Origin of the sequence: Neobacillus niacini, from assembly GCF_030817695.1 — a bacterium.
In the GTDB taxonomy this organism is placed as follows: Bacteria; Bacillota; Bacilli; order Bacillales; family Cytobacillaceae; genus Neobacillus; species Neobacillus niacini_F.
Genome location: NZ_JAUSZQ010000002.1, coordinates 2525715 through 2547579 on the forward strand (window position 1 = coordinate 2525715; position 21865 = coordinate 2547579).

At 35.4% G+C, this 21865-nt stretch carries 18 protein-coding genes; 12 read left to right on the forward strand and 6 right to left on the reverse strand.

All coding sequences use genetic code 11. The features are described from left to right. Positions 1-184: 184 nt before the first annotated feature. The 7 genes from QFZ28_RS13075 to QFZ28_RS13105 all read left to right on the forward strand — a co-directional run bounded on the left by QFZ28_RS13075 (position 185) and on the right by QFZ28_RS13105 (position 8287). Positions 185-1306 (forward strand): hypothetical protein, encoded by a 1122-nt coding sequence (locus tag QFZ28_RS13075; protein WP_307195026.1) that lies wholly within the window; start codon positions 185-187, stop codon positions 1304-1306. A 58-nt stretch (positions 1307-1364) separates the two neighbouring features. Next, complete coding sequence (locus QFZ28_RS13080) at positions 1365-2552, forward strand: CaiB/BaiF CoA transferase family protein (RefSeq protein ID WP_307195027.1); 1188 nt, start codon at positions 1365-1367, stop codon at positions 2550-2552. Between the two features lie 123 nt (positions 2553-2675). Then, the gene (locus tag QFZ28_RS13085) at positions 2676-3458 is read left to right on the forward strand and encodes an IclR family transcriptional regulator (RefSeq protein ID WP_307195028.1); all 783 of its coding nucleotides are present in this window, start codon (positions 2676-2678) and stop codon (positions 3456-3458) included. Positions 3459-3586: 128 nt separating this feature from the next. Further along, entirely contained in the window at positions 3587-4288 is a 702-nt protein-coding gene (locus QFZ28_RS13090) for a response regulator transcription factor (protein ID WP_307195029.1), read from the forward strand. 482 nt (positions 4289-4770) lie between these two features. Next, on the forward strand, positions 4771-5634 hold the full coding sequence (locus tag QFZ28_RS13095) for a R2-like ligand-binding oxidase (RefSeq protein ID WP_307195030.1): 864 nt from the start codon (positions 4771-4773) through the stop codon (positions 5632-5634). A gap of 73 nt (positions 5635-5707) precedes the next feature. Then, positions 5708-7213: an aldehyde dehydrogenase family protein gene (locus tag QFZ28_RS13100; protein ID WP_307195031.1), complete on the forward strand. Its 1506-nt coding sequence runs from the start codon at positions 5708-5710 to the stop codon at positions 7211-7213. Between the two features lie 102 nt (positions 7214-7315). Next, positions 7316-8287 carry an iron-containing alcohol dehydrogenase gene (locus QFZ28_RS13105; protein WP_307195032.1) on the forward strand — a complete coding sequence of 324 codons (972 nt, stop codon included), beginning with the start codon at positions 7316-7318 and terminating at the stop codon, positions 8285-8287. Positions 8288-8605: 318 nt separating this feature from the next. On the opposite strand, the gene QFZ28_RS13110 is transcribed toward QFZ28_RS13105, so the two are convergent. Genes QFZ28_RS13110 through QFZ28_RS13120 form a run of 3 tightly spaced genes read right to left on the reverse strand, consistent with a single transcriptional unit; the run spans position 8606 to position 11325 of the window. Beyond that, positions 8606-9514 carry a VOC family protein gene (locus tag QFZ28_RS13110; RefSeq protein WP_307195033.1) on the reverse strand — a complete coding sequence of 303 codons (909 nt, stop codon included), beginning with the start codon at positions 9512-9514 and terminating at the stop codon, positions 8606-8608. 17 nt (positions 9515-9531) lie between these two features. Continuing rightward, complete coding sequence (locus tag QFZ28_RS13115) at positions 9532-10011, reverse strand: aromatic-ring-hydroxylating dioxygenase subunit beta (RefSeq protein ID WP_307195034.1); 480 nt, start codon at positions 10009-10011, stop codon at positions 9532-9534. An 18-nt stretch (positions 10012-10029) separates the two neighbouring features. Next, the gene (locus tag QFZ28_RS13120; protein ID WP_307195035.1) at positions 10030-11325 is read right to left on the reverse strand and encodes an aromatic ring-hydroxylating oxygenase subunit alpha; all 1296 of its coding nucleotides are present in this window, start codon (positions 11323-11325) and stop codon (positions 10030-10032) included. A gap of 152 nt (positions 11326-11477) precedes the next feature. Here QFZ28_RS13120 and QFZ28_RS13125 point away from each other — a divergent pair, with 152 nt between their 5' ends. After that, on the forward strand, positions 11478-12359 hold the full coding sequence (locus QFZ28_RS13125) for a LysR family transcriptional regulator (protein WP_307195036.1): 882 nt from the start codon (positions 11478-11480) through the stop codon (positions 12357-12359). Positions 12360-12575: 216 nt separating this feature from the next. Here QFZ28_RS13125 and QFZ28_RS13130 read toward each other — a convergent pair whose 3' ends face one another. The 3 genes from QFZ28_RS13130 to QFZ28_RS13140 form a co-directional block, all read right to left on the reverse strand. Beyond that, positions 12576-13889 carry a TRAP transporter large permease gene (locus tag QFZ28_RS13130; RefSeq protein ID WP_307195037.1) on the reverse strand — a complete coding sequence of 438 codons (1314 nt, stop codon included), beginning with the start codon at positions 13887-13889 and terminating at the stop codon, positions 12576-12578. A 1-nt stretch (position 13890) separates the two neighbouring features. After that, positions 13891-14424, reverse strand: a complete 534-nt coding sequence (locus QFZ28_RS13135; protein WP_307195038.1) for a TRAP transporter small permease subunit — start codon at positions 14422-14424, stop codon at positions 13891-13893. Between the two features lie 109 nt (positions 14425-14533). Next, entirely contained in the window at positions 14534-15652 is a 1119-nt protein-coding gene (locus QFZ28_RS13140) for a TRAP transporter substrate-binding protein (RefSeq protein WP_307195039.1), read from the reverse strand. A 796-nt stretch (positions 15653-16448) separates the two neighbouring features. Between QFZ28_RS13140 and QFZ28_RS13145 the strand changes: the two genes are divergently transcribed. The 4 genes from QFZ28_RS13145 to QFZ28_RS13160 all read left to right on the forward strand — a co-directional run bounded on the left by QFZ28_RS13145 (position 16449) and on the right by QFZ28_RS13160 (position 21643). Then, a complete protein-coding gene (locus QFZ28_RS13145; RefSeq protein ID WP_307195040.1) occupies positions 16449-17234 on the forward strand; it encodes an enoyl-CoA hydratase in 786 nt (261 codons plus the stop codon). A gap of 65 nt (positions 17235-17299) precedes the next feature. Then, entirely contained in the window at positions 17300-18313 is a 1014-nt protein-coding gene (locus QFZ28_RS13150; RefSeq protein ID WP_307195041.1) for an MBL fold metallo-hydrolase, read from the forward strand. A gap of 21 nt (positions 18314-18334) precedes the next feature. Next, positions 18335-19420 (forward strand): CaiB/BaiF CoA transferase family protein, encoded by a 1086-nt coding sequence (locus tag QFZ28_RS13155; protein WP_307195042.1) that lies wholly within the window; start codon positions 18335-18337, stop codon positions 19418-19420. 165 nt (positions 19421-19585) lie between these two features. After that, the gene (locus QFZ28_RS13160) at positions 19586-21643 is read left to right on the forward strand and encodes a sigma-54-dependent Fis family transcriptional regulator (RefSeq protein ID WP_307195043.1); all 2058 of its coding nucleotides are present in this window, start codon (positions 19586-19588) and stop codon (positions 21641-21643) included. Positions 21644-21865 lie beyond the last annotated feature (222 nt).

Consider the following 21865-nt stretch of genomic DNA (forward strand, 5'->3'; position numbering starts at 1 on the left):
TGTTATTGGAGTAAAGATTCTATATTGTCTAACATTAATTATTTCCTTGCATTCTACTGAATGGAAAAGCAAATTCCTGTCATTTATTTTTATCATTTCAAGTTTTGTTTTGTCTTACTACAGTGGACATAACATTGTATCGTTACTTGATGGATATCCAATGGTGCTAAGTGTGTTAAGTTTAATGGTTATTATGCCGATTTTTTCACTGCCTATTGAAATGGGCCCTTATCCACAAGCAGTTGAAACATTGTTGATGGCAAAAAAACGTAGAATGGGCTCCCATTTTTTTTATAATTTAACAACTTTAATATCATATTTATTAGCAGCATTCATAAGTATGGCTGCAATTGTAATGACTAAAAGTACATTGTCAAAAGCTATTCGATCATTTAAAAAAGAATATCAAATTCAAATAAATATAAAAGCATTAATTAGGGGTTTTTGTCTAGTAATAATTTGGACACCTGTTGCTGCTATGAGTTTATCTGCATTAGAAAGTGTTAAAGGTTCCTGGATTACTTATTTTGTACCTGCATTATTTTTAAGTCTACTTTTACTCGTAATAGACATAATAATTGGCTTTTGGGAAATTCCTTTGACCTACGCTAATAATAAAAAGGTTATTAAAACTGAGAATCCAATACAGACCAAAAAATATTTGTATGCTAATTTATTTGAACTTATCTTTATCTTTATAATATTTATTATTTCATCCAATTTCTTTGCGCATCTAGTTAATGTCTCCTTAATCCATGCATTGTGTGTAATGTCGATTATCATCACTATTGTTTGGGCTATTAGAATAAGAGAGATTAAGAGTATTGCTTACAAAATCAAGTATACCTTCTTAATAGATATATCCAATAAAGATGATCAATTCTCATTGTTTTTGTCCCTTGGTCTGTTTTTATATTCCTTTGAACATAGTATTTTTTTAGAGTTGTTTAATAATATTATTAGTATAATTTTTCCATATTTGGGTGTAGGGCTTATCTTTATTATTGGTTTTATTCCAATTCTATTATGTCAAATTGGAGTTTTCCCCATATTATCCGTGATATTGCTAGCAGGTACTATTGATCCAGAATCAATAAAACTAAAGGCTGAATGGTTTGCGTTACTAATAACAGCGGGGGGTGGAACGGCATTTATGTTTAGCCAATTAAGCGCCACTAACCAATTTATCGCACAACTATTAGAAGTATCTTCGTTAAAAGTTGCTAAAAGTAATAAAAAATTTGCGCTAGTTCTTTGGTTTGTTTCTTGTCTATATGTAATTTTTCTTCAACATTTTTTCTCATAGACACATTCAATAAATTTAAAATAATTGATTAAAAAATATAAAATTGGGAGGAATAATTGTGGCTGGAGCATTGGAAGGTATACGTGTTCTTGATTTATCTAGGGTTTTGGCAGGTCCATTTAGCTCAATGATTTTAGGGGATTTAGGTGCAGATGTAATAAAAGTGGAAGGACCTAGGTCAAAGGATGATACAAGATTTTGGGGGCCACCATTCAAAGGTAATGAAAGTGCTTTTTATTTTTGTACTAATCGAAATAAACGGGGGATTACTGTCGATTTAAAGACAATCGAGGGTCAGAATATAATAAAAAAATTAATTGCTGAATCGGATGTAGTTATTCAGAATTTTAAAACTGGAACTCTAGAGAAATTTGGATTAAGTTATGAGGAAATGAAGAGCATAAATCCTGGTATTATTTTGGCTTCAGTTACTGGGTTTGGTGCTACCGGACCATATAAAGAATTCCCGGGATATGATTATATAATCCAAGCAATGTCAGGATTAATGAGTATAACTGGCGACAAACAAGTAGGTCCTACTAAAGTAGGTGTAGCTATCACTGATGTGATCACTTCTTTATATACGACAATAGGAGTTTTGGCAGCGTTAAATGAAAGAAATGAATCAGGAGAAGGCCAACATATAGATATTGCTCTACTAGATTCGGCAGTATCATCATTAATAAATATAGCTAGTAATTATTTAACCTCTGGAATGGTTCCTGGACTTTTGGGGAATCAACATCCGAATGTTGTCCCATACCAAACATTTGCTTGCAAAGACAGAGAAATGGTTATTGCTGTTGGGAATGATCGGCAATTTAAAAAATTTACGGAAGTAATAGGTAGACCAGAACTTGCTGATGACGAGTTGTATAAAAATAATCCTAGTAGGTTACAAAATAAAGATAAACTAATTTTAATCATATCAGAAGAACTAAAGAAAAAAACCTCAAGTGAGTGGCAACCATTACTACAGAATGCAGGTATACCTAATGGTCCAATTAATGATATGAAAAGTGTTTTTGAAGATCCACAAGTAAATGCAAGAGAAATGATTGTGGAAATGGAACATCCAACTGCCGAAAAAATTAAAATTGTTGGGAGTCCATTAAAACTTTCTAAAACACCAGTAGAGATTAAACGACATCCACCTCTATTTGGTGAACATACGAACGAGGTACTCGAGGAACTTGGATATACGATAGAAGATATAGAAAATTTGAGGAATTCTGACGTAATTTAATAAGAGGGGGCTATTTGATGGTCCCTAAATATACTAGTAATAGAAGCTATACCCTATTTATAAAATAGGGTATAATTAATATAAACATAATTATATTGTCATATTTATTTAGGGGGATATTACATGGATGACAATAACTTTAAGAAAAATTATTCAATGCAAACTTTACATAGGGCCATTCAAATCTTAAGAGCGTTTTCTACCGAAAACAAAATGCTTTCTCTAACTGAATTGCATAATAAGACGGGATTATCTAAATCAAGTTTACAACGTTTACTTTCAACCTTGGTATTTGAAGGTATTTTGCAAAAAAATGAGGAAACTAAAAAGTATCAACTTGGTATAGAATTATTATTTTTAGGTAATTTGGTTGAAAAAAATTCGAGTTTATTATCAATTGCGAATCCAATTATGAAGTCCATTTCTGAAGAAATTGGAGAAACCGTATCTTTGAGCGTAATTGAAGAGAATAGACGTAAATGTATAGGGACAATTCAAAGTAAATATGAACTTCAAGCAAAGGTGTTTGTTGGTCAGGAATCCCCTTTGAATGCTGGGGCCTCAGCAAAAGTACTGTTAGCTTTTCTGCCAGAGGAAGATTTAGTAAAGTACCTTCGGGAAATTGAGCTGCCCAAATTGACTGACAACACTATCACATCTAAAGATGAGTTGTTAGATGAATTATCTAAAATCAGTGACCAAGGCTTTGCAATCAGTTACGGTGAACGCCTTAAAGGAATCATAGCGATAAGTGCACCAATTTTTGATCCCTTTAATGAAATATTAGCTAGTTTAACTGTTGTTATACCAACTGCGAGATTTGAAGAGTATAAAAAACAAGTGCTAATTGATCTTATAAAGAACGGGGCATCAACAATAACGCAAAAAATAAAAACAATTAATTAAATTTATTGAGGAGCATTTAAAAGATTATGCTCCCTTTCTTTTTTACAAACTTTTTCAATATTTAAAATTCAAAAATTATTTTATTTTTGTTATTCTTTATAAAGACGCTTATAAGGAGGGAATTATTTTTGGTCCTTAAGAGTGAAATGAGGAAGTATATTTACAATGTGTTTAATAATGCTAGTGTAGTGGATAAGCAAAAATATGCAATCCTAGGTTTTAATAAATATTTTTCGTTTGAAATAGCGAGTTTGTTCAGTTATTCAATGATTAATCAAGTGGGAATCGGGACTAGATTGTGGACCTTTGGAAAGGAATCTTCTATTACAGATATTATGGAAGACTTTAGTGAAATTCCAGTATTATTTACGGCGATAGAAAATAAACAAGCACAATGCTTTAAAGAGGATGAACTTGTTATAAGATTCCCAAATAAGTACATTGAACGATTTAATATTTGTCATGATTTCTATGTTGTTCCAATAACATATAACAGCAGTGTTATCGGATGTTCAACCCTACGAAAGCCTAGAGAATCTTTCCATTCCCAAAAAGAAGTTCTCCAAGAACTGACCTTTTATGGACAACTTTTAGGTGAATACTTTGAAATAGAGAGAGTGAAGAAAAATAAGCGTAAAAAATTAAGTGACCGGGAAACTGAAGTGCTTCAACGCATGGCTTTTGGGGAAACAATTAAAATAATGGCCGCTAATATGGGGATTAGTGAGTATACTGTGCGGGATTATATTAGATCTACATTTATCAAACTTCAAGTTGAACATCGAGCCCATGCAGTAGCTGAGGCGTTAAGACAAGGGTATATTTCTTAGCCGCAGTAGTTTTGCCATGGAAATTTCTCTTAAATAGAAGAAGCATTTGTTAGATTCTTTTATTAAATAAAGCTTACTATCGCTTTCAACTGCTAGTTATACGACCATCCTTCGTCTTGAAAACAATTTTGCCTGTAGTTTGGCTTTCACCAATCCATTTATCTAGAGCAGATGGTGTTAGATCGTGCTCACGAACGAGGTTTACCTTCAGGCACAGTAGCACCATATGCTTCTCTTTTAGTCATTGTAAATTATCCTCAACTTTATTATCTGTAGTCTACTTAACCTTATAATTTCTGTCTAGACAAGTTTAGCCTATCCAGAAATCCCAATACAGACTATTTTTAAAGGTCATTCAGATTGTTATATACAGTCTTTGAAAAGATTAGCCCCCTTCATTTTAGGGGGTTTATATCGTTGGTCAATTGCTATAGAGTTATTAATGAAAGCACTTACAAATAATTTTAAGAGGTGGATGATCCATGAGAAAAGAAATTATCTCACTTACAAAAGGACTCGATAGAAATTCATTTGCTTACCAACTATTTACAAAAGCCAAACGTCACGGGGTATGGAATCCAGCTGACATTGACTTTACCCAAGACAAGAAAGATTGGGCACAATTATCGGATGCCCAAAAAGATAATATGAGATTGCGATTTTCAAGATTTATTTCTGGTGAGGAGTCAGTAACAATGGACATCCTTCCAATGATCATGACAATGGCTAAAAAAGGCTGGATTGAAGAAGAACTATATTTGACTTCCTTTTTATTTGAAGAGGCAAAGCATGTTGACCTTTTCCATATCCTACTAAATGAACTTGGGGAGTCTTCAGACCTTTCTCATTATCATTCAGATTCACATAAAAAGATGTTTTATGAACTTCTCCCACAAATCATGAATCGTCTATTGGATGACCCGTCTAACAAAAATATTGCTGAAGCTGCAGCTTTCTACAATATGTTTACCGAAGGAGTACAAGCTGAAACTGGATATTTTGGTCTTTATGAAGGCATCATTAAATCGAATTTAATGCCTGGTTTAGCAGAAGGAATCGCCAATTTAAAAAGAGATGAATCACGACATATTGCATTTGGCACGTACCTTCTACAACGATTGATTTCTGAGGAACCAGAATTATATGACTTTGTTTGTGAAAAAATGGAAAAAGAATGGATGCCAATTGCAGCTGAAGTTTGGAAGGGATATGCCTCTGACGCAACGGATCCTTTTGGTGTGAAAATCCAAGATGTATTGGATTTTTCAGAGAAACAACTTAGAGTAAGGATGAATATTTTAAAAAATGCAAGTCTAAATAAAATGGATGTAATTGAATTAATTTAAGTATGACGTGGCTCGTAGATTACTAATCTATGAGCTTTTAAATGACTGACAGAAAAAGAAAAGGGGATATTATATGACTCATACAAAACAAATATTAGAATATTCGTTATATATTAATGGGAAATGGCAGGAGTCCGTTAGTGGTAAATCTTTTGAAGTGAAAAATCCAGCAAATGGAGAAGTTGTAGCGAAAGTTGCACAGGCGGGCAAGGAAGATACTGAATTCGCGATTGCTACAGCACGAAAGGCCTTCGAATCTGGGGTATGGTCAAGAAAAAAATATAAAGAAAGAGCGGATATCCTTGGTGTATTTGCCAGCAAGTTATTAGAAAATGCAAAAGAAATAGGATATTTAGAGATTATAAGTTCTGGTGCAATTGCAAGGCGGGCAAACATCGATGCAATAAAAGCAGCCGATTTAATTAATCAAACGGTAAAAAAGCTACTTCAATTTCCACAAGTGGAGTTTCTCCCAGTTGTTGGTCCAAATCAAAATGAAATTTGGAGAGAGCCTGTAGGGGTCGTTGCGGCAATTACTCCTTGGAATTATCCAATGCTACTAGCAATGCTGAAGATTGTACCAGCACTCGCAATGGGAAATTCAATTATTGTAAAGCCCGCTTCTAGTACTCCTTTAACGACATTAAAAATAGCTGAATTAGCTACCGAAGCTGGAATTCCAGATGGTGTATTTAATGTCCTTCCGGGTCCAGGGGCTGATGTTGGATCAATTTTAGCAACTCATCCTAACATTGATAAGGTCGCATTTACAGGTTCGACTGAAGTTGGAAGAGAAATTATGCAACTTGCTTCAGGGACAATAAAAAGGACGACTCTTGAACTAGGTGGGAAGTCTGCAGCAATCGTTCTGCCAGATGCTGACCTTGGAATTACAATTCCAGGAGTTCTATTTGGTTTTTGTTTTCATTCAGGACAAATCTGTCAATCCGGCACGCGTTTATTAGTTCATGATTCAATCTATGATGAAGTGGTGGAACGCCTTGCAAAACAAGCAATGAAAATTAAGATAGGAGATCCTCTAGATGCGACCACAGGAATGGGGCCAGTTATTTCAAAAACACAACTTGACATAATTCTTGGTTATATCGAGAAAGGAATCAATGAGGGTGCTCGATTAGTATGTGGAGGTAAGCGATTAGCAATTGAAGGCTTAGAAAATGGATATTTTATTGAACCGACAATTTTTGCGGATGTAAACAATAATATGACAATTGCAAGAGAAGAAATCTTTGGTCCGGTTCTCTCGGTCATCCGCTATTATTCGGTTGATGAAGCGATTAAAATTGCAAATGATTCTATTTACGGACTAGCTGCAGGGGTGTGGACAAGTGATGTTAATGCTGCTAAACGGATTGCTAGTCAATTACAAGCAGGAACAGTATGGATTAATGATTGGCACACAATGAGGTATGATGCTCCATTCGGAGGATACAAACAAAGTGGAATAGGCCGAGAACTAGGTGAAGATGTACTTTATGAATATTCACAAGCTAAACATATTCACACTTCTCTTACGACTGATTTAAATAAAAAGCCCACTTTTAAAATTCTATATTAGTTCAAAATCTATTTAAAGGAAAAAGGTGATTAAATGGAAATAAGTACATTTTTTGAGTATTCCACAAAAACTATTATAAATAGTGGCGCTGGGTCTAGGGTGATGTTACCGAGCTTAATAAAAAGATTAGGCGGGAGCCGAGCGATTCTATTTACGGATAAAGGTTTAAATCAGGCAGGTGTAACAGAAAAAATCACTGAATTATTTGCTGAAATGTCTGTACCCGTACAGCTAGTAGGAGTTTTTGATGAGATTGAACAAGATGCACGAGCAAAGACAGTGAATAAAGCGATTAAAATGGTAAAAGAATTAAATGGTGATACACTTCTTGCTCTTGGAGGCGGAAGTGTCCTAGATACTGTGAAAGCAGTTAGGTGGGCATTGCAAAGGGGACATAATGAAGTTGAAAAGGTGTTAACTTTTAGCATTAAGGAACAATGGCATGAGGCAGAGGAAAATACCATCCCGATTATTGCAATTCCGACAACCGCTGGTACGGGTTCAGAGGTTTCAACAGCAGCATTAGTATATAATGAAGAATTAAAACTAAAGACTGCATTGACTAGCCCATATTTATGTCCTGATATCGCCCTGCTTGATCCGGAATTATCGGTCGGGTTACCTCCAAGGATTACAGCATTTACTGGGATGGATGCCTTAACACATGCTATCGAAGGATATTTTTCTCCTCGTGCTAATCCAATAACAGATGCTTATGCCATCCAGGCAGCAAGATTAATAGCAGATAATTTACCTACCGCGGTAAAGCAAGGTACAGATGTTGATGCGAGGGCAAAAATGCTGATGGCTAGTTCGATGGCTATTCTTGCATTTACACTAACCACTAGTGTAATCCCCGTTCATAACCTTGCCCATGTTTTTGGAGCAAAATATGGTGTCCCGCATGGACTAGCAAATGCAGTCTTACTTCCGGAAGTAATGGGGGCAATGCCTGCCCTATATCTTCCTAGAATACAGGAATTTGCCGCTCATTTGGGTATCGTTGAAACCTCTCAAAAACAAGGAAAATTGCCTAAGAGAAGTGGTATCGTATATTCGGAATTTAAGAGATGAGATTGGACTGCCAAATACTTTTACTGAGTTTCAAATTGAAAATTTAGATAATATTGAGTTATATGTTCATAATGATCCTACGGCACTTGGATTTAAGATTCCAGTTGATGTAATATCACAAATTGCTAATAAGGTTTCCGGAATCCGATCTAAAGTTATTTAAAATTTGATAGATTAAAAAAATGATACAATTACTTAGACAACAAGTATTCAACTTTGTAAGAGAATACTTGTTGTTTTTTCAATTTTATCCCTGTAAAACCAAAACGCCTGGAATGAATATCCAGACGTTTTGATACATTAAATTGAATACCCGATTTATGATTTCACTTCTTCTACAGCGCCTTCAATATAACCGAAGCTTGCGAATTTAGGATCTGGTTTTCCGCCCCATTGGTCTGTTGTTTTCGGGTGCCTTTCCAATAATTTTGCTTTTCTTGGTTTTTCTTCCGGGAACTCTTCCATTTCAAAACTATATTCTACAGTCAAATTATCTGGATCCTGGAAGTATAGGAATATGGAGCCCGATGGACCATGTCGCCCTGGCCCAAAAGTAATTGGTACTTCATTTTCAATTAAGCGATTACGGCCTCTTCCGACATCATCAATGTCGGATACCATGAAGTTGATATGATGAAGTTGATGTCTTTCCCCACGGGCAATTGCGAAAGTATGGTGATAAGGATTTGGAAATACACGCATCCAAGCAAGTGTTTCATCATGATAATCAGAGACTTTAAAGTTCATAACCTCTGTTAAAAATTCCAGGCATTTCTCGAATTCAGGAACCTTGATAACAACATGTCCAAGTCTAGCAATATTTGTATGTGTTGGTTGGAATTCTGTTGCCATTTGTGTAATATCACTATAAAATTCAAAGGTAATTTGGGTATTAGGATCATGAATTCTGAATGTTTTTCCTTGACGAAGGGCTCTTTGCTCTTCTTTGTCAAGGAATTTAGGGTCTAGCCCAACATTTTTAAAATGATTATAGGCGATTTCAAGCTGTTCTGGGTCTTCGACTTCTAAGCCTACGCGCTTAAGACCAGGTGTACTGCTTGGGTATAATACAAGATTATGGTGATCCCTGCTGCATCTGAAGAAAACAGGACCGTTTTCCGATTGTTCTACAAGTTTTAAACCGACAATATTTTCGTAAAAATCACGTGATTGGTCAATATCTGTAACATTTAAAGCAACATAGCCTAATTTTTGATAACGTATCATTCCGGCACCTCCAAATTTTATAAAACAATACTTACTTTTCCTTGTGGTCTTAAAGAATCTAAATCCATTAGTACTCGTTTTTCTTTTATTTTTATTTCCCCATTTACCTTAGTAAGTTTATAATCAATCCTTCCTACAAAGGGGTCTAACTTTTCTCTTTTAGAACGATAAGTTACGAAATTACATGTTACTTCAGCGATTTCGTCTTCTATCCCTCTAATTCTGACATTGCTAAATAAATGACGTGTCCGAGAATGAGGATATTCGACATGAGCTTCTTTTTTTAGTAATCGCTCTGCCCGCTGAACAATCCTTTGATGATTATCTGAAATGATGAACAATTCTTCCCGGAAATCTGCATCTAATTTATCGGTAGGAGGGACTAGATAATGGGCATCTTCGGTAAAGAGTCCTGCCCACTCAATTAATTTCCACTCATCAAGCAAACTAGCTTCGTAGTATAAGAAATCTTCGACTTCGATTCTTGTCATTTCCATATTAAAAGGCACCTCTTTCTATTCCTTGGCCATAATTTCATTCCATTGTTTCCAAAAAACCCGCATATGGTACTCATCTGTACTGTGAGGAGTCTCTCCGGCTAACTCCTTATTCATTCCCTTATTAACGTTATTCCATTGTGCTTCTTTATTGTTTTCATATCCTTCCTGACATAGTTCAAGTGCTTCGTTATCATCTGGAGTTGCGAAGCCGCCAGGTCCTAAAAATTCTAAGAAATTATTGATTCTTCTTTCTTTAAACTCAGTATTTTCTTCTTTAGGAGCGATTGCCCATTGGTTTACCTCCATGTAGCCTGGTTCCACTGGATAAAACGTTCTTAAGGTTACAGCCATGATGTTATTTACAACGAGGTTTGGAAAAATAACCATATTATAGTCATTTTCATAAATTCTTTTTGCATATTCTTCTCCAAAGCGATCAATTAATTTTTTTTGGATTTTCTCAATATCCTCTTTTGCTTTTTCCCCAAATGCAGGAACCCACCTAGCTACCGGTCTGCCCCAAGGTAAAGAATTTTTTTCAGTAACAAAATGTCCATTTCCTAGGTCCTTCGCTACATTATAATTTGATCCTACTTTTGGCATTTGCCCATTTCCATTTTGTTCTTTTAAAATCTCAAAATAGGTTTTATGTGTAGGAATACCGTGATATCCATCCGCGCTATTTTCTACAAGTAATTTCCAATTGGCCCTCATACTATATTCATGGGTTCCACCTAAAATTTCCATTCCAATTTCTGATTGATCTAAAACCAAATCAAGATACTCTTTAGCTCCGGCCAAGTACTCCTCTAGTGAGATAGCGTTTTCATCAAAATTTACAAAAATCAATCCTCGATAATTTTCAATTCTAGGAACTTTTACAAGGTCAAATGAATGATCGCAATTCATATTATCCGCATAACCATCACGACCAGGTGCTCCTACCAATTCACCTTTGGAATTGAAGGTCCAGGCATGATAAAAACATTGGAAGTTTTTGGAGTTCCCTCGGCGATCACGGCAGACCATAGCGCCACGATGAGGACATGCGTTAAGAAACGCCTGAATCTTCCCCTCACTACTTCGGTTATAAATTAAATTTCTACCTCCAACCTTCCTCATAATAAAATCATTATTATTTGCTACCTCTGATTCATGTCCTAAGTAAAGCCAGCATTTATCAAAAATCTTTTCCTTTTCCATCTCCAATATTTCTTTTTCAGTAAATACTTTTCTAGCTACCTTAAATTCACATTTCTCCTTATCTTCTTTGATATAATGTTGCTGTTGTTTTGTTGTTGTTTGGGACATAATCATACTCCTTTTGGTGTTAATAAGAATATTTAAATATTTCTGTAATTTAATGCTAACACTCGCTATAATATATGTAAAATATTTGTTATGAATATTCATTATTCGAATAAAGTATATCCTTAAAACGATTTTGTAGGAGGGCATGTAAATTGGATATCAGACAATTACGATATTTCATTACAGTAATAAAAGAAGGACAAATCACTCGTGCAGCAAAAAAATTAAATATGACACAACCTCCTTTAAGCCAGCAATTAAAACTGATGGAAGAAGAACTAGGTACTCCATTAATTAATCGGACAGGAGGGAAGGTCCAATTAACGACGGCAGGGAAAATATTATATGAAAAAGCGGAACCAATACTACTTCAATTTGATGAAATCATTGAAGAACTTAAGGAAACGGCAGACGGATTACGTGGTGAGCTCTCTATTGGTTCTATTAGATCGTTTGCTCTCTCAAAATTCCCTCCACTACTAGTAGACTTTCGGAATCGTTTTCCACTAGTCACCTATAAGATATGGGAAGGGGATCCATCTAGCGTATGTAAACTTTTAGAAAACAGAGATATTGAACTTGGCATTATTCGCTTCCCAGCTAAAATCGATATGAAGTTAGAGCAAGTAAGTTTAAACGTTGAACCTTATGTTGTCTGTATACCTAAACAGTGGGAAAAGAATCCTGTGAAAACTGCTGTAACTATTCAGGAAATTAAATATATCCCATTAATGCTCGTTCATAATAATTACAAAGAGGGAAGTTATGAAAAGATTGTTAAGGAATGGAAAGTGCGAGGTTATAGCCCGAATATTATTTGTGAATGTCAGGATGCAGCAATTCTACTATCCCTAGTAGCAGCAGGTGTAGGTGCTACAATTATTCCAAAATCCATAACATCATCCTATTCAACCGAAAATATCAGAATCATGGAAATTAGTGATTGTTCGCTTCAGTCGGAGACAAAGTTAGTTTGGTCACATTCTCACACGCTTTCTAAAGTTGCGAAACGGTTTATTGAAACATTAAGGTAGCGATAAGACATTTAAGGAGAATAATAGAAGGATTACCAGATTGCATAGGTAGGTACTGTGACAGGGGAAAGGATATTAGTCAAAGGATTCTAAATTCCCAAGGATTTAATTTTTCACTTGAGAATTTAGAATTTATTCATTTCCTACGCATAAGTGCAGTAAAGTCTCTATCTACGCCCTTACAACGCTTGCCAGTCAGCAAGTTTTCTTTAAAAGTTAACCATTCATATAATTAGGTAGCCATAAAGCGAGTTCTGGGAATATCATCACAAGAGCAATACAAAGTAAAAATAAGAATATAAACGGCCAGACAGCTGAGTAAATTTTTTGTAAACTTATATCTGGCGCAACACCTTTCATAATAAATATACTCATTCCAAATGGAGGGGACAGACCGCCAATACATACTGCAATCGTAAATAAGATACCAAACCATACTAAATCAAATTCTAAAGAAGTTAATAATGGTAGGATTAACGGTGCTGTGATTAATAGGACGGCAATGGTATCCATTACCATACCCAAAGCTAAAAATACGGCCATGATTATTAATAAAATCAGCCAGCGGTTGATATCAACTCCAGTAATGTAGTTTGCTATACTTTGTCCAATCCCTGTAACGCTTACTATTCTGGCGTAAGCCACGGCACCGATAACAATCCAAAACACTAAGGAGAAGAGTTTGGTTGACATTAAAAACATATTCTTAATATTACTAAAAGTCAATTTTCTTTTAGCGGCAGCTGCTACAAGAGCACCAACTACACCTACGGCCCCAGCTTCTGTTGGGGTAGTAATCCCAAAGTAGATGGATCCTAGTACAACTATAATTACAAGCATTGGAAGGGCAATTGACTTTAGTGAAATTAGTTTTTCCTTAAATGTAAATCGTTGATCACTACTAATAGCTGGTCCCATCTCTGGTTTTATGAAACATAATACTAACGCATATATTATGAACAATATAGCTGCTAAGATTCCAGGCACAACACCTGCCATAAATAAAGCACCTGTGGACTCACCAGATTCTGATGCATATACGATTGCAACGATACTCGGTGGGATGAGAAGACCTAGTGTTCCCCCCGCCATGATAACACCGATTGTTAACTTATCATCATAGCCCCGTTTTAACATCGACGGTCTAGCAATTAGGCCTAAGGTAGCTGTTGCAACGGAACTGATTCCAACCATAGCTGCAAAAATGCTTGATATGATTACAGTTCCGGCCGCTAACCCGCCGCGCAATCCGCCAAACCAACGGTAAATACATTCATACATGTCATCAGCTAAATCACTGTACATTAAGATAGCAGCCATAAATATATAAAGCGGAAGAGCAGTAAGGGTAGATTTCGTAAACTCGCTAAATGACCCTAGAACAAAGCCATCGATACTTGGAAGTCCATCCCAGAAAATAAAGCCAAGAATTAGAGAAATACCACCCATTGTGAAGCCAACGGGTACACCGATTCCGAGAAATAGAATTAAAGAACCAAAGATAATAAGTGAAATCAACCCGATATCCATTCTATAGTCCCTCCTCTGAATCGTATAGTACCTCTCCGGTTACAATGATATAAACATCATTAATTAATTTGACTATACCTTGAAGGGCGAGTAAGAGACCGCCGATGGGAACCATTAACCATTTTGTCCAAAGTGGTATTATCAAGGCCCCACTAGTTTGCGCACCAATAGAATAGTAGTGAAGCACATAATCTGTGCCTAACCAAAGAAAGGCAACAGCTATAAGAAATAAAAATAATAGATAGATTAAATCAATTAATGATCTTATTCTTAATGAAAACTTATCAAAAAAAATATCGACGCGAACATGCTGTTTGATAACTACACCGTAACCACCCAACAGAAAAGCAATTAAACCAGTACAGATAAGTGCTATATCAAATCCATATCCGGTAGACGAATTAAAAAAGTACCTAAGTACAACATCAGCAAATAAAAAGGCAGTGGCAATGGTGATTAGAATTCCCGCGACCCACATCATCGAATTGTTTATTTTAGTAATGACATCCATTATGTTAACTATACTTTTTTTCATGTTTTATCTCCCCCCAATAGAAAATAAAAGGAAGAAGAGAACAAGGTAGGGTTAAAAGCTAACTTCAGTCATTTCACTTGTTCTCTTCTATTTATTTTGTGTTTACTAGTTATTTATTTAAATATTGTTTTAAATACTCTTGCCCTTCTTCTGAATTGAGGTAGTTTTCCCCTTCCTCAACTAAGATGTCATATATTTTTTTGGTTCTTTTATTAAATTTAGAGTAGTCTTTCCAACTGCTTTCAATTGCAAGTTCCCTCATCTTCTTATATTCATCTAAATCCATTTTGACGACTTCAACATCATGTTCGTTCGCAAAATCAATAGCCTTTTTGTAAGTTTCCATTGACGCGTTTCTAGTTTCTTGTTCCATTTCTTTAGCTACGTCAGAAATTGTATCTTGAAGATTTTTTGGCAGGCTATTCCATGTGTCTAAATTCATAACAATATCACCCATTCCATATTGCCAAGGCGGAATCGTTACATAATCAACAACTTCATGCAGATTGGATGTCTCTAATGCAGAGTATGGATAGGTGAAAGCATCAATGGTTCCTCTAGACATTGCTTCATACAATTCTGAATAAGGGACAGATGCGATTCCAGCGCCCAAATGCTTAAAGTAGGAAGTGGAAACATTAGTTACTGAATTAATAAGGGTTCCTTCAAAATCTTTAACGGATGCTAGCGGTTTATTAGAATTAAAGCCAGAAGGACCTGACGTCCAATTAAGCAGCAGCTTTACATTGTATTCTTCAAGGGCTTGACTATACAACTCACGTACTTCCGTGTCGTACAATGTACTAAACGTTTGCTCTTCACTAATATTCCAATAAGGAAGAGATAAAAATAATCCTTCAGGAATCTTATCGCCCCACATTGCAGCATTACCGTTCTGTATATCAAAAGTACCTTTGGCCAGTGCATCAATAGCTGTTTCTTGACCAGATAATTGATTGGTGTAAAAAATTTCAATCTTTACTTTTCCATCTGTTCTTTCTTCTACCAATTCAGCAAAACGTTCTTGGGCAAAATATTTTGGTTCCCAATCGGTAACAGAAGCTGTAAAGGCAGAGTTCATCTGCAATGTAAAGGTTTCATCATTAGAACCTGTATCTGTATCACCTGATGCTGTTGTTTCATTTTTTCCACATGCACTTATTACAATAAGAATTAACATGAAGATAGCAAATAAATATACTTTTCTATTTTTAAAATTACTAACCATTACTTGATGTCCCCCTGACATATATTTTTTTCCTAATCATTCTAAAGCAGAAAGGCAAAATGTAAACGATTGTTATTTTTGAAATGCTAATGGCTTGTAGTTGTTAACTTGAAGATAATAGGTAGGTTTTTTTTTAGTTTTTTAACAAGAAACATAACCCATAAAGAACGAAAGGTGTGATTCCTCATAGTAGAAAATAACTGAATAAAAACATATTAGTTATCTGAAACCCCTTTCATTTTTCCGTGTTCATTATTTACTAGTAATCCCTCCTCTCTATTACTCTTAAAAAATTTCTTCCATCTTTTTTTGTTGCTAGATAAATAGTGAGTCCCTTTCTTGTAGAAGAGGCGCAAATATAATTAATATGGTAATTATATTCAAGTTATTAAATAAGCAAGAATCGTGCCAAAACGTATTGTGGGTAATTACAAGTCCAAGCCATTCATTGTTATAAAAAAAGTGTCGCAATAATGTTCAAACTTAGTTAGTATTTGTATGTATTTCAAACATCCTTGCCAAGTTGAACCATAAAGCATTTATTACAACAAATATTAAGGATATTCAGGATGTCACACGGGTAATTCATTCAGTATTGTTTAAATGAAAGACAATAGGATGTTTGTGATAGTTTGACATTCAAACAGTTATGGGTTCGTTTCCAGAAATAAAGAATATAGGGAGAGTGTTTACTATTTATAAAGAACATTAGATATCATTTGGCATGAAAATTGCTAGTAATAATGGTGTGGTGTGATGAAGAGAATTTGTTTACAAGTTAAGGAGGAAAATAAGAATGGTAGAATTAGTTAGTGTAAAAAAAGAGGCTGGGATAGCTTTGGTGACGATAGACAATCCACCTGTAAATGCGTTAAGCAGGAAAGTATTAGAGGAATTAGCTAGTGTATTCGCAAACCTTGAGGATGATCCTGGGGCAAATGTTGTCATTCTAACCGGTGCGGGTAACCGTGCTTTTGTGGCTGGTGGAGATATCAAGTCATTTCCGAAACGTTTAAATATGAAAAAATCTGAACTAAAGTTAAGCAATATGGAAAATCACGAAATTTATAATCAACTGGCTAATTTTCCTAAACCCACCATTGCATTTCTCAATGGCTACACATTTGGTGGAGGATGCGAACTTGCGTTAACATGTGATATTCGAATTGCTGAAGAACAAGTGCAGTTAGGCTTGCCGGAAGTGAAATTAGGTCTTTTTCCAGGTGGCGGAGGGACACAGCGACTGCCACGATTAATTGGGGAGGCAAAGGCAAAGGAACTAATGTTTACAGGTGAAGCCATTTCAGCGAGTGAAGCGAAAGAAATTGGCTTAGTAAACCAAGTGGTACCTGAAGGGGAAGGGTTGCAAGCTTCTTATACGGTGGCGAAAAAAATGGTCAATCATTCGCTTCAGGCATTGAGTCGAATAAAGAGGGTTATTAATGAGGGTGCTGAACTTCCGCTTAGTTCTGGATTGGAATTAGAGGCGGAAGAGTTTGCAAGTATTTTTCAAACACAGGATGTTAGGGAAGGAGTGCAAGCTTTTCTTGAAAAACGGAAACCTAATTTCCAGCATCGTTAATGGTAATGGAATCATAAATCTTTATACCCAATCCTAGCTTAACAAATGGAGAGGAAGATATTTTAATGGAACAAAAAGAAGTGAAATTCCCAAAATATTCGATGAAAGTCGATGAAGGAATCTATCAAATTACCCTTCCTACACCATATCCTGTAGGACCAGTAAATTTATACTTAATCGAAGGTGAAATATTAACATTATTGGATGTTGGCCCTAAGACAGAGGAGGCATGGGAAGGGCTAGTGAATGGGGTGGAAGAAATTGGTTATACACTTGATGATATAAAGCAAATTCTTATTACACACTACCATCCCGATCACACCGGCATTTTGCAACGGGTAAAAAGAGAAACTGGAGCAAGGGCACTAGGGCACCCATTACTTGGGCGGTATCTTCGTTTTAATGAAGAATTCATCAATTTTCGAGCTGGATTTTTCCACCAATTATATAAGGAAAACGGGGTCCCAGAGGAGTTTTTTGATTTAGTAGAATTAAATGAAGCAAACAGAAGACGATTCTCAGAACCAAGTGAAATTGATATTGTCTTAAAAAATACCCAAACGGTTCCAGGATTGAAGGATTGGCAGGTGATTTATACACCAGGACATTCGCAGGATCATCTATCGATATATAGAAAAAATGATGGGGTATTTATCGGTGGTGACCACATAATTGAAAACACATCCACCAGTATCTCGATTGAACCCCCATGGGACGAAACGAGCAAAAGGCCGCAACCACTTATTCAATATCGAGCGGCATTGGAAGTGTGTGCTAATCTTGAAATAACTAAAATCTATTCTGGACATGGCAACCCAATAGATAATCATAAAGAAATTATCACAAAGAAACTTGAGAGTCATTGGCAAAAAGCAATGGAAATTTTCGGCCTAATAGAAGTAGATAAAAAAACAGCCTTTGATTTAACGAAGCTACTCTATCCAAAAAAGTATCAAAAACTGCTAAACCTTACGTTAGCACAAACAATTGGGCATTTAGATTTATTATTGTTAGTACAACAAGTCAATGTTCAAAAAAAAGATGGTGTCTTTTATTATTCAAAACAAGGACCAATCTAAAGGTAGAAAGGAAAAGATAATATGTTAAAAGGCATTAAAGTAATTGACTTTTCGCAAAATGTTCCAGGTCCATATGCCACGTTGCGGCTTGCTAATCTTGAAGCAGAGGTAATAAAAATAGAACCAAAAACAGGTGAAAGTGCGCGCTTTTCAAGAGACAATCCTAAAGAGGAATCAAATTTATTTAAGAGCATGAACAGAGGGAAAAAAAGTATTGCCCTTGATTTAAAAAATATCGAGGATCAAAATTTGGCCAGGGATCTGATTAAAAAAGCGGATGTGTTAATCGAAAGTTTTCGTCCTGGAGTTCTTAGTAAGTTAGGTCTTGGTTATCCAGAAGTAAGTCAAATAAACTCAAAGATTATTTATTGCTCCCTATCAGGGTACGGACAAAATGGACCACTGCATCAATTTGGAAGCCATGATTTGAATTATATGGCTTTGAGTGGTGTATTGTCCCAGTTGACAGACAAAGATAATAGGCCTGTCCATCCAAGTATTACCTTAGCTGATTTAATTGGCGGGATAGCTGCTAGTGAATCAATCGTCGCTGCCCTTTTTCAAAGAGAAAAAACGGGAAAAGGTTGCTATTTAGATGTTTCAATCCTTGACGTAATGATTTCCATGATGAGCATTCATAGTTTAATAGAATCTGTAACTGGCGAAGAGTCAGGACTCCGTGTATTAAATAAAAATGTCATTTGTTATTATTTATATGAAACAAGTGATGGCAGATTCATTAGTTTTGGAGCATTAGAATCAAAGTTTTGGAAGAATTTCTGTTACGCAGCAGGTAAGCCGGAATGGCTATCTGCGCAATTTACTCCTCCAAATCCAGATAATCCCATTTTTCTTGAGATCCAGGGGTTATTTAAAAGCAAATCATATGCTGACTGGGTAGCTTTTTCTCAAGAAGTAGACTGCTGTATGGCTCCAGTTGTAAAAACAAGTGAAATTCATCAACAACCATATGTTAAGGAAAGGAAGCTTTTGTTTAATGAAAATGGAATCAGACAGACCGTTACACATTATTCACAAAGCAAAGAAGAAAAAACCTACCCTAAGCTCGATGAGCATGATATTGAAATTTTAAAAAAAGTTAAGTAACTCAATAAAAAAATGGCGTGGTTAATAAAACCACGCCTTTTATTGTGTTCGATAAAATTATTAGAAAATATGCAAAATTTGTAATATTGTATTTACTAGTGATAGAATAGTTTTAGATTCAGACGGGAAGGGGTGTTGATTTGAATGCTTCATTTAAAAAATGTGATGGAACCTGTGAAGGAGTGTTTATTTCCAGAAACTTCGCTTATTCAGACAATAAAATTTATGAAAAAGACGAAATGGAATACCGTACCTGTAGTAAATCAATCAGGTAAATTAATCGGTGTTTTTACACGCAGTAGTCTTTACAATATGCTGTTATTAGAGCTCGATTACTCAACGCCAATAGAAAATTTTATTAAGAACGACATTGGGACTACAAATCAGCATAAAGAACTTAATAACATAGAAGAAGGTATATCAAAAAGTGAAGTAGGAACAGGAATTATTGTTGATGATGATAGGAAACCCGTTGGAATATTAACGCCACAGACAGCAGCGAAAAATTATATAAAGAACACTCGTTTGTTAAAAGAACAACTAGAAATCATTTTAAATACCTCTAACTTAGGCGCAGTAATGACGGATGAAAGTGGAAGGATTATTTTTGTTAATTATGTAGTTACTAAGATGATTAATCAGCCGGCACATACATTAATATCAAATAATCTACAAATGATCATCCCAAATTTGAATCTTTCCGGTGATGAGAGAGAAGCGACTTATCAACTAAAAATCAGGGAAAATACGTACATTGTTCGATTGTCTAGATATAGGAAAACGAGAGAAAATCATGGTTATATAGCATTATTTCAAAATACTTCAGAAATTGAAAATTTGGCACAAGAATTAAAAATAGTCAATCGATTGAAACGTGTCCTTCAAACAATTATTGATCATGCTTATGATGGGGTAGTGATGATAAATGAAGAGGCTAAGATTACTTTTTATAGTCCTCAGCTCATTGAATTATTTGAATTGGAGAACGAAACAATCAATGGCAATCATGTCGACGAAGTTTTACCTCAACTCCATTTATCAAATGTTCTGAAAACTGGGGTTGCTGATATAAGTGAATTAATGGAGAAAAAGGGAATTAAATACATGATTCATCGGATTCCTATTTATCAGGATGAACAAATTATTGGTGTCGTTGGGAAAATTGTTTATCGACAATTACACGAGGTTCGCGAACGGTTTAGAAGTTATGAGTCATCTGAAAGAGGAGTGAAAAATAATAAAACAGAGGAATCAAAATTCACTTTTAATGAGATTATTACGGAAGATTCACAAATGAAAAAGTTAATAAAAAGTGGTTATAAAGCTGGCAAAGGCAATACTACTATCCTAATTAGAGGGGAAAGTGGTACTGGTAAAGAGTTATTTGCTCATGCATTACATAGTTCGAGTTTTTGTGGTCAAGGTCCATTTATTACCGTAAATTGTGCTGCGATTCCTGAGCATTTACTAGAGTCTGAGTTTTTTGGCTATGAAGGTGGAGCTTTTTCGGGTGCAAATCAAAAAGGAAAGATAGGAAAGTTTGATTTAGCAAATGGTGGCACTCTTTTTCTAGATGAAATTGGGGATATGTCTCTGCCTCTTCAAGCAAAATTACTTAGAGTTTTACAAGAACGAGAATTTTACCGAGTTGGTGGAACGGAGAGAATCGGGGTAAATGTAAGGATTATTGCTGCTACAAATAAACCGCTTGAGGATATGGTAAGTGCAGGAACATTCAGAGAAGATCTATTTTATCGACTCAATGTTATTTCGGTTGAATTACCTCCGCTAAACAGGCGAAGGAAAGATATCTTATTATTAAGTGAATTCTTTATAGAAAAGCTCAACAAGCAAAATGGAACGAGTATCCTAGGATGGGAGCCTTTAGTGGAGCAGGTTTTACTTGAATACGATTGGCCAGGAAACATTCGTGAGTTGAGAAATGTCTGGGAAAGAGCGATGATTTTTGCTGAAAGCGGAAAGGTAAAACTTGAAGACTTACCTGATTATTTACTGAAAAAGGTGGGGTATGATCTTGGATTTGAGGATTCAGAAGATGAAATGTGCGATTTTTCTTTAATGGAAAGAGCTGAGCAATTTGCTATTCAAAAGGCATTGGTACAAGCGAATGGAAACAAAAGCAAAGCATGTAAGTTGTTGGGGATTAGTCGTTCGCTTTTATATGATAAATTAAAGAAATATGAATTTGAAGTATGTGAATAAACATGCTAAATAATAAAGACAAAAGGTAGGTATCCTTCTTGATACGAAGGATCCTGTCTTTTTTTGTTTTATTACAGAACATTAGGTTGATAGTGGTGTATGTTTTATAAACAATATTCACTGTACCGGATGGGAGAAATATAAATTTAAATATATAAGCCCAGAGCGGTCAACTCCTTTAAGTTTTCTATGGACCTTTTAATATATTTGGAATGAAAATTG

Bases quoted from the DNA above. Each gene is read 5' to 3' on its own strand.
- QFZ28_RS13095 (WP_307195030.1), top strand. From the start codon at position 4,771: ATGAGAAAAGAAATTATCTCACTTACAAAAGGACTCGATAGAAATTCA.
- QFZ28_RS13150 (WP_307195041.1), top strand. From the start codon at position 17,300: ATGGAACAAAAAGAAGTGAAATTCCCAAAATATTCGATGAAAGTCGAT.
- QFZ28_RS13140 (WP_307195039.1), bottom strand. From the start codon at position 15,652: ATGGTTAGTAATTTTAAAAATAGAAAAGTATATTTATTTGCTATCTTC.
- QFZ28_RS13160 (WP_307195043.1), top strand. From the start codon at position 19,586: ATGGAACCTGTGAAGGAGTGTTTATTTCCAGAAACTTCGCTTATTCAG.
- QFZ28_RS13085 (WP_307195028.1), top strand. From the start codon at position 2,676: ATGGATGACAATAACTTTAAGAAAAATTATTCAATGCAAACTTTACAT.
- QFZ28_RS13135 (WP_307195038.1), bottom strand. From the start codon at position 14,424: ATGAAAAAAAGTATAGTTAACATAATGGATGTCATTACTAAAATAAAC.
- QFZ28_RS13110 (WP_307195033.1), bottom strand. From the start codon at position 9,514: ATGATACGTTATCAAAAATTAGGCTATGTTGCTTTAAATGTTACAGAT.
- QFZ28_RS13115 (WP_307195034.1), bottom strand. From the start codon at position 10,011: ATGGAAATGACAAGAATCGAAGTCGAAGATTTCTTATACTACGAAGCT.
- QFZ28_RS13100 (WP_307195031.1), top strand. From the start codon at position 5,708: ATGACTCATACAAAACAAATATTAGAATATTCGTTATATATTAATGGG.
- QFZ28_RS13155 (WP_307195042.1), top strand. From the start codon at position 18,335: ATGTTAAAAGGCATTAAAGTAATTGACTTTTCGCAAAATGTTCCAGGT.
- QFZ28_RS13120 (WP_307195035.1), bottom strand. From the start codon at position 11,325: ATGTCCCAAACAACAACAAAACAACAGCAACATTATATCAAAGAAGAT.
- QFZ28_RS13075 (WP_307195026.1), top strand. From the start codon at position 185: ATGGTTATTATGCCGATTTTTTCACTGCCTATTGAAATGGGCCCTTAT.
- QFZ28_RS13145 (WP_307195040.1), top strand. From the start codon at position 16,449: ATGGTAGAATTAGTTAGTGTAAAAAAAGAGGCTGGGATAGCTTTGGTG.
- QFZ28_RS13130 (WP_307195037.1), bottom strand. From the start codon at position 13,889: ATGGATATCGGGTTGATTTCACTTATTATCTTTGGTTCTTTAATTCTA.
- QFZ28_RS13105 (WP_307195032.1), top strand. From the start codon at position 7,316: ATGTTACCGAGCTTAATAAAAAGATTAGGCGGGAGCCGAGCGATTCTA.